Here is a 12,410-nt window from a genome sequence, read left to right on the forward strand (position 1 = left end):
GCACCTGGGACTGCTTCTACTCCCGGAACGAAGGAGCGAGAGGCGCTACCCACGAGTCGTAAAGATAAAAATGAGCAACTACGACAAGAAGTGGGTGAAACGCCCCCGCCCTAACTGACCGGCATTGCGGCTAGCTGTCCCGCGGCACGTCAGGGGGCGTGGGGTGCCACGCCGCCCGGCAGCAGGGCCTCCAGCGCGGACTCCACGTCCGCCGAGGACTCCTCCTCCAGCGACAACACCCGCCCCAGCTCGGCGCGAGGCAGCCGCAGCAGCTCCTTGCGCGACAGCCCGAAGACGTGCGCCAGGTGCCCCATGGGCCAGCGGGACTGCATGTGCAGGAAGGCCGCCTCGTCCAGGTCCTCGGGACGGCCCTCGGGCAGCTCCACGCGGTCGTAGACCACCCGCTCGCCCCCCACGCGCCGTCCGTTGCCGTAGGCGACGACCTGCTCGCCCTCGTCTGGATCAAACACGTAGACGTGCACCGTGGCGTTGGCCGCCCGGGACAGCAGGCGGGGCAGCGCATGGTGCGCCGCATACCAGTGCGCCCCCGGCCGGCCCTGCGTGAAGGGGGCCACGTAGGCCAGTCGCACCACCTTGCGGCGCCGATTGACCGACACCTGCAGGCCGGTGGCGCCCGAGGCACCGTCCAGCCGCAGCGCCTCACGGGCCTGCCGGAGCAACTCCAGCCCGTTGAAGCTTTCGAGTCGAATGAGATAGCCGCCGTGCGCTTCCAGGTTCAGCCCCCCGTAGGTGGGCGCCGCCTATAACCGAGCCTCCACCCTGCTGGCAACTCAAGCACCTCGAAAACCCAGCCGCTACCAGGAGTCCAAAGTATTCCGTTTCCGGCGCAGGGGTGACGCCACGCGTTAATTAAGCCCAGCCGTTTGCCAAGCCCGAGTCGACTCTTACGTTGAGTGTATGCGACTCGATAAGTTCACGGTGAAGGCGCAGGAAGCCATCACGGAAGGCCAGACGCTGGCCCGCCGCGCCGACAATCCCCAGTACGAGCCGGAGCACCTGGCCGCCGCGCTGTTGGGACAGAAGGACGGCATCGTCGACCCCTTGCTGCGCAAGCTGGGCGCGGACGTGAAGCTGTTCTCGTCCCGGCTGGGCGAGGCGCTGGGCAAGCTGCCCAAGATGCAGGGGGGCGAGAGCGCGATGCTCGGCCAGCGCCTGCTGAAGACGTTCGACAAGGCGGACGACGAGGCCAAGGCGCTCAAGGACGAGTTCATCTCCTCCGAGCACCTGCTGCTCGCGTTGACCCAGGACAAGGGCACGACGGGCGAGGTCATGAAGGCGTCCGGCATCACCCGTGAACGGGTGGTGGCCGCGCTCAAGGAGGTCCGCGGCTCCGGGCGCGTGACGAGCCAGGACGCGGAGTCCACCTACCAGGCGCTGGAGAAGTACGGCCGGGACCTCACGGAGGCGGCGCGCGCGGGGAAGCTGGACCCCGTCATCGGCCGCGACGAGGAGATTCGCCGCTGCATCCAGGTGCTCAGCCGGCGCACGAAGAACAACCCGGTGCTCATCGGCGAGCCGGGCGTGGGCAAGACGGCCATCGCCGAGGGGCTGGCGCGGCGCATCATCGACGGCGACGTGCCCGAGGGCCTGAAGAACAAGCAGCTGATCACCCTGGACATGGGCGCCCTGGTGGCCGGCGCCAAGTTCCGCGGTGAGTTCGAGGAGCGGCTCAAGGCGGTGCTCAAGGAGGTCGCCGACGCGGCCGGGCAGGTCATCCTCTTCATCGACGAAATCCACACGATTGTGGGCGCGGGCAAGGCCGAGGGGGCCATGGACGCGGGCAACATGCTCAAGCCGGCGCTGGCGCGCGGCGAGCTGCACTGCATTGGCGCGACGACGCTGGATGAGTACCGCAAGCACATTGAAAAGGACGCGGCCCTGGAGCGCCGCTTCCAGCCCGTCTTCGTGGGCGAGCCCAGCGTGCACGACACCATCAGCATCCTTCGCGGCCTGAAGGAGCGCTACGAGGTGCACCACGGCGTGCGCATCCAGGACAGCGCGCTGGTGGCCGCCGCCACGCTCAGCCACCGCTACATCTCCGACCGGTTCCTGCCGGACAAGGCCATCGACCTCATCGACGAGTCCGCCAGCCGCCTGCGCATCGAAATCGACTCCATGCCCACCGAGCTGGACGACATGCGCCGGAAGATGACGCAGCTCCAGATTGAGAAGGAGGGCCTGCGCAAGGAGACGGACCCGCACTCGCAGGAGCGCCTGGCGGCCATCGAGAAGGAGCTGGCCAACCTGCGCGAGCGCTTCGACGCGCTCAAGGTCCACTGGGACGCGGAGAAGACGGCCATCGCCGCCATCCGGACGCTGAAGGAGAAGCTGGAGAAGGTGAAGAACGACCAGGTCGCCGCCGAGCGCCAGGGCGACCTCAACCGCGCCGCGGAGCTGAAGTTCGGCGTCCTGCCCTCCCTGGAGAAGGAGGTCCAGACGCAGAACAGCAAGCTCGCCGAGCTGCAGAAGAAGCAGAAGTTCCTCAAGGAGGAGGTGGACTCCGAGGACATCGCCGCCGTGGTGGCCAAGTGGACGGGCATCCCCGTCTCGCGGCTGATGGAGGGCGAGGTCCACAAGCTGGTCCACATGGAGGAGCGGCTGGCCCAGCGGGTGATTGGTCAGCGCAGCCCGATTGAGGCGGTGTCCAATGCCGTGCGCCGCGCGCGCAGCGGGTTGCAGGACCCCAACCGGCCCATCGGCTCGTTCATCTTCCTGGGCCCCACGGGCGTGGGCAAGACGGAGACGGCGAAGGCGCTGGCGGAGTTCCTCTTCGACGACGACACGGCCATGGTCCGCATCGACATGTCGGAGTTCATGGAGAAGCACGCCGTGGCCCGACTGGTGGGCGCGCCTCCGGGCTACGTCGGCTACGAGGAGGGCGGTCAGCTCACGGAGGCGGTGCGCCGGCGTCCATACACGGTGGTGCTCTTCGACGAAATCGAGAAGGCACACCCGGACGTCTTCAACATCCTGCTCCAGATTCTGGACGAGGGCCGGCTGACGGACAGCCAGGGCCGCACCGTGGACTTCAAGAACACGGTGCTCATCATGACGTCCAACCTGGGCTCCGCCGACATCCAGGCGGGCATGGCGGGCAAGGAGGAGCTGGACGCCAAGACTCGCGAGAACGTCATGGACGCGCTGCGCGGCCACTTCCGCCCGGAGTTCCTCAACCGCGTGGACGAAATCGTCATCTTCGAGCCGCTGCGCAAGAAGGACATCTACCGCATCGTCGACATCCAGCTCGCCAAGCTGGCCAAGCTGCTCGCCGACAAGCGGCTGGCGCTGGAGCTGACGGACGCGGCTCGGGAGATGCTGGCGGAGCGCGGGTACGACCCGACGTACGGCGCGCGGCCCCTGAAGCGCGCGGTGCAGAAGAACCTGTTGGACCCGCTGGCGCTCAAGGTGCTCAGCGGCGACTTCCTCCCGGGTGACACCATCCAGGCGGACGCGGGCCCCACCGGGCTCACCTTCGCCAAGGTGCTGGTGGACACGGCGAAGAAGGTGAAGCGCGCGGAGTAAGGGCCGGGCTCTTGCGTGCTCCGGGGCTCCACTGTCTCTTGGTGGGGCCCCGTGCGTTTTCGGTCAGTCAGTGTCGGACATGCTGTCGGACATCTCGGCCTCGGAATCCGAGGCGGCGTTGTCCTGCCAGTGCTGCTCCATGGCGGCCACCATCGCGTTGATGGGATTGGCGGCAGTGCCATAGAGCTGGCCGAACGCGGTGGGATAGCCCTTGCGGATGGCGAGGGCATGCTGCCGGAAGGCCATGGCCCTGAGGGCATCCAGGCTCACTCCCGCCGTGGCCATGCGGGTCGGGTCCAATCCGAAGATTTCGTACTCCTCGTCGGCATCGGTGCCATCCGACGCGGTCATCGTGTCCTGGACCGTCTTGAAGTCGAACATGCTGAACAGCGCGGCCTCGAGGTCGTCATCTTCGACGTCGCCTCCCGTATTCGCGTCGCGCGCCACCAGCGCGTCGTCCGCCACCGTGCCGGCGCCTCCGCCGAAGTCCGCCTGGGCCAGGGGGAGCTTGCTGCGCACCACCAACCACTGCTGGATGTAGCGCTGGAGCGCAATCGCCAGCAGGGGTGAGTCATCCCCCAGGGCGTTGGCGTTGGCGCGTCGGGTCTGCAGCTCCGCGACCTCCGCCTGCAGCGCCGCCCTCTTGGCGGTTTGCAGTTCATTGCGCAAGCCCCAGCCCGGGAGGGCCGTCAGGTGGTTGTCCAGCCCGTTCATGCTCTGGACCGCCTCGGCGAAGGACAGTCGCGACAGCTCACCGTCGAGCGTGTCCAGATACGACTGCCAGGGCGTGGTGTGGTGGCGCTCACTGGGCCAGAGCGAGCCCGCGCGGCCGCCCACGTTCACCTCGGTGATTTCTCCATCATCATCCGCGCCGAGCTGCACCGCCACGCGCTGGATGGGAGCACCGCCCGCCCCCAGCGGTGCATCCACCTTGCGTTGAATCGGCTCGGTCAGCTTCAAGCCCGAGGCGCGCGAGCCCATCACGTCCGCTTCGTGCTCCAGGCCCGGCGCGTCGTTGAGGGACTCGCCTTGAAGCTGTGTCGTGGGCTGCACGCGCCCCTGCTTCTGCTGCACGACGTGCCACGCCTCATGGGCCAGGTGCTTCTCCTGCCCGGGGGCCACGTGGATGTCCGAGCCCTGTGTGTAGGCCAGGGCCTGGAGCTGCGCGGGCGCCGAAGAGTTGTAGTGGACCCGCACGTCGTCCATGGACATTCCGGAGAGCGACTCCACTCCGGACTTCAAGCCGTCGGGCAGCCCTGTGTCGTTGCGCGGCGAGGCGCGACGCTGGAGCGTCTGGGCCTGCTTCGCCTGGGCCACCACCCGGGGCGATGAATCGAACGCCTGCTGGAGCTGGGTGAGCGCACGTGTCCGGGAGCTTCCCCCCTGGGTGGCACCCGCTGGAGCGGACGGTGACTCATCCCGCGTGGACAGCGACTCCTGAATGAACGCGCCCATGCGAGGTCTCCCGTCGAGACGCGCAATGTACCGCGCGGGATTCAGGGGCTGACAGGATGCCCCGGGTGTCGCGCGCGTCCGACGGCTTCACGCCGGGGCAGGTCCTTTCCGAAGAGGAGACGTGGAGGGTGGCCTCCCCACGTCTCCGTCCACGGGCTCAAGAGGGAGAAGGCGGCGACTGCGACGCGTCCGCGCTGTCCGAGCGAATCTTGCGCGAGTTCTCCATCAGCTCCCGCCAGGAAGCCTCGTAGTCCTGGCGCAGGCGGGACCACTCACCGCCCTTCGCGGACATGAGGCGACGCAGCGCATCCCCCGTGCTCTTGAAGGAGCCGCGCAGGAACTGGAGTTCCTGCTTCGTGAGCAGCGAGTCCTCGGCCCGCGTCTGGGAGACGTTCGACTCCCAGGCATCGAACTGCGCGCCCAGCTCGCGCAGCTCCGCCTCGCGCTTGCGCTCGTAGGTCGCGCGCCTGACGCCCGCCTTCTCCTCCGCGTCGACCAGGGACTTGTTCGTGTCGTCACAGACCCGGAGCAGTTCCTGCTTGCCCCGCTCGAAGTCCTCCGTGCCGCGCTGCCGCCACTCCTCCAGCTTGCGGTGGAAGGCCTCGCGTCGCTCCTTCACGCCTCGCAGCTCCTTCAGCTCGTCGTCCGCCTGGCGGATGTCGGACTGCGCCTCGACCTCCGCGATTCGCGCGTCGATTCGTTGCTTCTCGGCGTCCATCTTCTTTAGATATGCCTCGCGCTCGTTCATGTCTGAGTGCCTCCTCCATCGCGCCGCTCGATGACGGCTTTCCGCGAGGGTATGGACGGGGACGGAGCCCGGCAGCGCGCCCAGGCGGAGGAACGAGGGGCTGGCGTGTCGTGCGCGGTGCTTGACCCCGGGCCGGCTCCGAGCGAAGAGCCGTGCCCATGAAGCCCTGGGAGACACTCGAGAGCGCGAACCTGCCGGACGTGGGGGAGCTGACCCTGGTCCGCCGAGCGGACGAGTACGTCCTGCGTGTGCGCGGCCAGACGCTGATGTCCAGCAGGATGCACGGCTCGGAGGAAGCGCTCGCGAAGGCGGGGTGCGCTGGAGTGGTGACGGCTGGAACCGGGCGGGTGCTCGTCGGAGGGCTTGGCTTTGGCTACACCCTGCGCGCCGTGCTGGACACCGTGGGCCCAGGCGTCCGCGTCTCCGTCGTGGAGTTGCTGCCCATCGTCGTCGCCTGGAACCGGGGCCCGAACCTGGCGCCCCTCGCCGGGGCTCCGCTCGAGGACAAACGCGTCACCGTCATCGAAGGGGACGTTGGCGACGTGATGGCGCACCACTCGGCCACCTTCGACGCCATCCTGCTCGACGTGGACAACGGCCCCAGCGCCCTCACCCACCCCGACAACCAGGGGCTCTACGGCCTGCGTGGCATCTCCACCGCCGCGCGTGCCCTGCGCTCCGGAGGCACGCTCGCGGTGTGGAGCGCGGGCCCCGCCCCCGCCTTCGAGCGCCGGATGGAGAAGTGCGGCTTCACCGTCGAGGTCCTCCACCCCCACGCCCACGGCACCAAGGGCCCCCGCCATGTCCTCTTCATCGGCAAGCTGGGCAGGGGCCGTCGCTGAGTCGGGCCCCAGAAGGGCTCGACAGAATATGATGACCGGTATATTCATCTCCTCGTGAGCAAGGGAGAGGACACACGGAGGAGGATGATCGCCGCGGCGGCGGAGATGCTGGAGCGCTCGGGGTACGCGGGCGCGGGCATCCAGGAGCTGCTGGAGGCCGGCAAGGCGCCTCGCGGGTCGCTGTACTTCCACTTCCCGGGCGGCAAGGAGCAGCTCGCGGTGGAGGCGCTCCAGGCGTCCTCCCTGGAAGTCACGCGGGTGTTGGGCGAGCACCTCGTCAGCGAGAAGGGCCTCGTCTTCGGGCTGCGTCGCGCGCTGGCCACGCTCGCGGACCGGGCGGAGGCGTCAGGCTTCGAGAAGGGCTGCCCCGTGTCGGCCGTGGTCCTCTCCTCGGGCGCCACCCCTGAGCCGGTGCGCGCCGCCGCCGCCGAGGCGCTGAGCACCTGGCAACAGCTCCTCACCGAGCGGCTCCGCGCGGAGGGCCTCACGCCCACCGAGTCGCGGCGACGCGCGGCCCTGTTGCTCTCTTCCATTGAAGGCGCGCTGCTGCTCATGCGCGCCCACCGCAGCCGCGCTCCCGTCGAGGAGCTGTCGAAGGAACTGGAGCGCCTGCTCTCGCTGGACCGATAGCGGGCCTGAGTCAACGCGGATGGGCCGCGTTGGCTCGGCTCCATAATATGTAGACTGGTCTATATATACCGAGGTCATCATGAAGATGTCGTCACCGGATGCGCTCGTCATCGGCTCCACGGGATTGATAGGGCGCTGGCTCGTGCCGGAGCTCACGCGGCGCGGGCAGCGGGTAGCGCTGCTGTCGCGCAACGCGGAGGCGCGGGCTCACGGGTATCGGGACTGGGTGGCCGCGCTGGGAGGGGCTCCGGAGCGGCTCGTGTTCCTTGAAGGTGACCTGGATGCACCGCGCCTGGGGCTGAGCGTCGAGGACGAACACGCGCTCCATGGCGTGCGCGACATCTTCCACATGGGCGCGCGCTTCGCCTGGCACCTGCCCGCTGACGAGGCGAGGCGCACCAACGTGGAGGGCACCCGAGCCGTGGTGGAGCTGGCCTCCCGACTGCCGTCCCTGCGCCGGCTCGTCCTCGTGGGCGGCTACCGCATCGGTCCTCGCCTCAACGCCTCGGGCGAAGTCGTCCCCGCGCCTCCATTGGGCTTCACGGGCCCTGGCGCATATGAGGCCTCGAAGGCGCTCGCGCATCAGGTGGCGCTGGAGACGGCCGCGCGGCTCGGGGTTCCCGTCACCACCGTGCACCCGTCCACCGTCATCGGTGACAGCCGCACCGGGGCCACGGTGCAGAGCCTGGGCCTCGGGGACACGTTGCAGCGCGTCCACGCGGGGACGATGCCCGTGCTGCTGGGCTCTCCAGACACCTTCGTCCCCGTGGTGGCCGTGGACACCCTGGCCCAGTTCCTCGCTGGCGTGGCGGAGCTTCCCGAGACACGCGGGCAGGAATACACGCTGATGGATCCAAGCACGCCTCCCCTCCATCAGCTCATCCGGTGGGCGGCGGAGCGCTCCGGTCGACGGGCACCGCGCTTCACCCTGCCCGTCTCGTGGGTGCGCTGGCTGCCGGAGCGACTGCTCGGCGCGGCCACGGAGTCGCTCGGCTTCCTCGACACGGCCCGCTACCCGGTGGAGCCCGCACTCGCGCTGGCCCGACGCATGGGCGTGGAGCTGCCTCCTGTGCACACGGTGATGGACCGCTGGTTCGACTTCCTGCGCGCCACCCACTTCGCCCCTGACATCGAGCGGGCTCGCGCCGCGGCGGTCCGTCCCGCCTGACCCCACCTGTCCGGAGCAGGCCTCCGCGCGCTCCTCGCACCGAGCGCCCTGTCCTGTGGTGTAGTGGCGCCGCCCTCGATACGGACCGGAGACCTCCTGGTGAACCGCCCTTCCCTGCTGGCCTTGCTCGTCGTCCTCCTGACCGCGCCCGTGGGGCGTGCACTCGCGGCGCAGCCCTCCGCCGTGCTGGGGGGCCTGGACGGCCTCTACCCGGAGCTGGACACCTTCTATCGGGACCTGCACCAGAACCCGGAGCTGTCGTTCCAGGAGGAGAAGACCGCCGCGAAGCTCGCCGAGCGCCTGCGCAAGCTGGGCTTCGACGTCACCACTGGCGTCGGGGGCACGGGCGTCGTCGCGCTGCTGCGCAACGGGCCGGGCCCCACCGTCATGCTGCGCACGGACCTGGACGGGCTGCCCATGGAGGAGAAGACGGGTCTGCCCTACGCGAGCAAGGTGACGGTGAAGAACCCCGAGGGCCAGCCGGTGTCGGTGATGCACGCGTGCGGACATGACGTGCACATGACGGTGTGGCTGGGCACCGCCACGCTGCTGTCCAAGAAGAAGGACCAGTGGCGCGGCACGCTGATGCTGGTGGGCCAGCCCGCGGAAGAGGTGGGCGCGGGCGCTCGGAAGATGCTGGCCGACGGCCTCTTCAAGCGCTTCCCCAAGCCCGACTTCGCCGTGGCCCTCCACAACACCACCGCCGCTCCCGCCGGACGGGTGGAGTACGTGGCCGGCTATGCGATGGCGCACGTGGACTCGGTGGACATCACCCTCTACGGCAAGGGCGGCCACGGCGCGTATCCCCACACCACCGTGGACCCCATCGTCATGGCGGCGCGCACCGTGCTCGCGCTCCAGTCCGTGGTCAGCCGGGAGAAGCATCCCCTGGAGCCCGGCGTCATCACCGTGGGCGCCATCCAGGGCGGCACCAAGCACAACATCATCCCGGACGAGGTGCGCCTCCAGCTCACCGTGCGCTCGTACAAGCCGGAGGTGCGCAAGGCGCTGCTCGACGGAATCGAGCGCGTCGCGAAGGGCGAGGCCCTCGTCTCCGGCGCCCCCCGTCCGCCCAAGGTCGAAGTCACCGAGGGCACGCCCGCCACCTACAACGACCCGGCGCTCACCCGCCGCCTCACCGACGCCGTGACGCGGGTGCTGGGCGAGAAGAACGTGGGCGAGGCCCAGCCCGTCATGGGCGGCGAGGACTTCTCCGAGTACGGCCGCGCGGGCGTCCCCGCGGTGATGCTCTGGCTCGGCGCCGTGGAGCCCCAGCGCTTCACGCAGTCCCGCTCGGGCGGTGAGCCGCTCCCCTCTCTCCATTCTTCCGGCTTCATCCCGGACCGGGAGCGCACGCTGCGCACGGGTGTCACCGCACTGACAACGTCGGCCCTGGAGCTCTTGGGCAAGCCCTGAGGCGCCTTGGTAGAACGGCGGCATGCCCAAAGCCGCCCTCGCACGCGCGCTCCTCCTCTCCGCCTGCTGGCTCTTCTGCGCCTGCGCGCGGCAAGTGCCCGCCTCCGCCCCCGAGTCCTCGTCAGGGGGTGCCCATCCGCCCGAGAACTTCTCGAAGCTGGTGGACACCGTCTTCGAGGCCTCGTTCGACTTCTCGCCCTCCAATGGCACGGCGGTGGGGCTTCACGCCTACGACAACAGGCTGGAGGACCTGAGCCGGCCGCGCATCGAGGCCCGCATCCGCGAGCTGGACACCCTGCTCGCGCGACTGCGCGCCGTGGACAAGGGCGCGCTCTCCTTCGACGACACCATCGACGCGGAGGCCCTGGAGGGCCAGCTCCTCGCGGAGCACTACGAGCTGAGCGTGCTCCGGAGCTGGGAGCACAACCCCATGCTGTACGCGGGGCTGCCGGGCGGCGCCATCGACGGGCTGATGAAGCGCGACTTCGCGCCGAAAATCGAGCGGCTGCGCTCGGTGATTGCGCGTCTGAAGGCCGTGCCCGCGGTCTTCGCGGCCGGCAAGGCCAACGTCCAGACGCCGCCGCGCGAGTTCACCGAGCTGGCGTTGCGCATGGCGAAGGGCTCCGTGGGCTTCTTCGAGGGCTCGGTGGCGACGTGGGCGAAGGACGCCGCGGGCAACGACGCCGTGCTCCAGTCCTCGTTCCTCGTGGCCAACCGCGCCGCCGTGGCCGCCGTGAAGGACTACGCACAATGGCTGGAGAAGGACCTGCTGCAGCGCTCCACCGGCAAGTACGCGCTGGGCGAGGAGCGCTTCCTCACCAAGCTGCGCTACGAGGAGATGATTGACCTGCCCCTGCCGGAGCTGCTCGCGCGCGGCGAGGCCAATCTGGAGAAGGACTACCGCGACTTCGTGGCCACCGCGAAGCGCATCGACCCGCGCCTCTCGCCGGCCCAGGTGATGGCCAGGATTGAAGTGGACCACCCCACGGCCCAGGAGCTCATCCCCACGGTGCGCCGCTCCGTGGAGGGCGTGCGCGAGTTCCTCGTCGCCAAGGACCTGGTCACCATCCCCTCGGAGGTGCGTCCGCACGTGGAGGAGACACCGCCGTATGCGCGCTCGGGCTCCTTCGCCTCCATGGACACGCCCGGGCCCTACGAGCAGAAGGCCAGCGAGGCCTTCTATTACGTCACGCCCGTGGAGCCCGACTGGGACGCGAAGCACAAGGAGGAGCACCTGCGCCTCTACAACGCGCCCGTCGTGTCGGTCATCAACATCCACGAGGTCTGGCCCGGCCACTACCTCCAGTTCCTCTACGCGCCCCGCTTCCCCACCAAGGTCCGCAAGCTCGTCGCGGTGGGAAGCAACGCGGAGGGCTGGGCCCACTACGCCGAGCAGATGATGTTGGACCAGGGCTTCGGCAACGGCGACCCGAAGCTGCGCCTGGCACAGCTCTCCGAGGCCCTGCTGCGCGACTGCCGCTACGTGGCCGGAATCAAGCTGCACACCGCGGGCTGGACGGTGGAGGAGGCCGCGCGTCTGTTCGTCGAGAAGTGCTTCCAGCAGCCGGCCAACGCCCACGAGGAGGCCCGACGCGGCGCCTACAACCCGACGTACCTCTACTACACGTTCGGCAAGCTGGAGGTGCAGCGCCTGGCCCAGGACTACCAGGCCGCGAAGGGCCAGGGCCTCAAGCAGTTCCATGACGCCTTCGTCGCCCAGGGAAGCCTCCCCCTTCCGCTGGTGCGGCGGCTGCTCCTGCGCTGAGGACCGCGTGCCGCGACGAGGGCCTCCGGGCCGGAAGACCCTCGCCGCGACTCGCGGGAGCACGCGCGTCCCCCAAGACGCCCGTGCTCCTCATTCCCCGGCGGCTACATGCAGCGCCCCGGGAAGATGCTGAGGCAGCCGTCACTCCCGCACCGGGTGAAGAGGGCGCAACGCCGGGCCTCGAAGTCTCCGAAGGCCCTCACCGACGTGGTGCGCCGCCCCTCCGCCGACGTCTCCACGCACATCTCGTAATCGGTGATGGGCGTATTCGGCACCTCGAAGAACGACTCGCCCGCGTTGAGCATGCCGCTGGTGGTCGCGCACGTCATCGCGTTCGCCGCCGTCGTCGCGCGGACCTCGACGGTGCGCACCGCGCAGAGGTTCATGTCCTGGATGCCCACGACGAAGATAGCGCCCGAGGGGTCACACGCTCCGCCCGTCACGGACCGGCAGCTGCCACCCACGCAGTTGCCTCCCGGGTTGCACATCTGACCGCTGGCCGAGTTGCAGCACGCCTCACCCAAATCACCGCAGTTGCGGCACAGCTCGCCTCCCGACTCCATCACGCACATCAGCGAGCCGCTGCACGTCCCGGTGGCGCTGACGACGCAGCACTCCTGGCCTTCGGCGCCACACGGCACGCACGTCCCGCTGTTGCACGCCAGCCCCGCGTTGCAGCTCGCGGAGTCGGTGCGGCACGCGCAGCCCTGCGTGCCCGCCTGGCTGGGGTCGCAGCTCGGGTTGCTTCCCTGGCAGCTTCCACAGCCCGCCATGACGACCATGCACAGCATCAACAGCCCCCGCAGGGGTGAGTTCAGGTTCACGATGGGATTCCTCATTCGC

The 12,410-nt window shown here is 69.2% G+C and carries 10 protein-coding genes; 6 read left to right on the plus strand and 4 right to left on the minus strand.

Annotated features, from left to right (window positions below; genetic code table 11):
• Positions 1–149: 149 nt before the first annotated feature.
• Positions 150–680, minus strand: a complete 531-nt coding sequence (locus LZ199_RS44005) for a hypothetical protein (protein WP_253999826.1) — start codon at positions 678–680, stop codon at positions 150–152.
• A 238-nt stretch (positions 681–918) separates the two neighbouring features.
• Between LZ199_RS44005 and clpB the strand changes: the two genes are divergently transcribed.
• Positions 919–3,543: an ATP-dependent chaperone ClpB gene (clpB, locus tag LZ199_RS44010; protein WP_253999827.1), complete on the plus strand. Its 2,625-nt coding sequence runs from the start codon at positions 919–921 to the stop codon at positions 3,541–3,543.
• Positions 3,544–3,606: 63 nt separating this feature from the next.
• On the opposite strand, the gene LZ199_RS44015 is transcribed toward clpB, so the two are convergent.
• Together LZ199_RS44015 and LZ199_RS44020 are read right to left on the minus strand one after the other, a co-directional pair.
• On the minus strand, positions 3,607–4,998 hold the full coding sequence (locus tag LZ199_RS44015) for an eCIS core domain-containing protein (protein ID WP_253999828.1): 1,392 nt from the start codon (positions 4,996–4,998) through the stop codon (positions 3,607–3,609).
• Between the two features lie 157 nt (positions 4,999–5,155).
• Positions 5,156–5,746, minus strand: coding sequence for a sll1863 family stress response protein (locus tag LZ199_RS44020; protein WP_253999829.1), 591 nt, complete (start codon positions 5,744–5,746; stop codon positions 5,156–5,158).
• A gap of 158 nt (positions 5,747–5,904) precedes the next feature.
• Here LZ199_RS44020 and LZ199_RS44025 point away from each other — a divergent pair, with 158 nt between their 5' ends.
• From LZ199_RS44025 to LZ199_RS44045, 5 genes are all read left to right on the plus strand, one after another.
• Positions 5,905–6,588 (plus strand): spermidine synthase family protein, encoded by a 684-nt coding sequence (locus tag LZ199_RS44025; protein WP_253999830.1) that lies wholly within the window; start codon positions 5,905–5,907, stop codon positions 6,586–6,588.
• Positions 6,589–6,672: 84 nt separating this feature from the next.
• Positions 6,673–7,218 carry a TetR/AcrR family transcriptional regulator gene (locus LZ199_RS44030; protein ID WP_253999831.1) on the plus strand — a complete coding sequence of 182 codons (546 nt, stop codon included), beginning with the start codon at positions 6,673–6,675 and terminating at the stop codon, positions 7,216–7,218.
• Positions 7,219–7,297: 79 nt separating this feature from the next.
• Entirely contained in the window at positions 7,298–8,386 is a 1,089-nt protein-coding gene (locus LZ199_RS44035) for an SDR family oxidoreductase (protein ID WP_253999832.1), read from the plus strand.
• Positions 8,387–8,485: 99 nt separating this feature from the next.
• Complete coding sequence (locus LZ199_RS44040) at positions 8,486–9,802, plus strand: amidohydrolase (protein WP_253999833.1); 1,317 nt, start codon at positions 8,486–8,488, stop codon at positions 9,800–9,802.
• Between the two features lie 22 nt (positions 9,803–9,824).
• On the plus strand, positions 9,825–11,567 hold the full coding sequence (locus tag LZ199_RS44045; protein WP_253999834.1) for a DUF885 domain-containing protein: 1,743 nt from the start codon (positions 9,825–9,827) through the stop codon (positions 11,565–11,567).
• Between the two features lie 104 nt (positions 11,568–11,671).
• Here LZ199_RS44045 and LZ199_RS44050 read toward each other — a convergent pair whose 3' ends face one another.
• Positions 11,672–12,391 carry a hypothetical protein gene (locus tag LZ199_RS44050; RefSeq protein WP_253999835.1) on the minus strand — a complete coding sequence of 240 codons (720 nt, stop codon included), beginning with the start codon at positions 12,389–12,391 and terminating at the stop codon, positions 11,672–11,674.
• Positions 12,392–12,410: the final 19 nt, after the last annotated feature.

This window comes from Myxococcus qinghaiensis (assembly GCF_024198215.1).
Taxonomy (GTDB): domain Bacteria; phylum Myxococcota; class Myxococcia; order Myxococcales; family Myxococcaceae; genus Myxococcus; species Myxococcus qinghaiensis.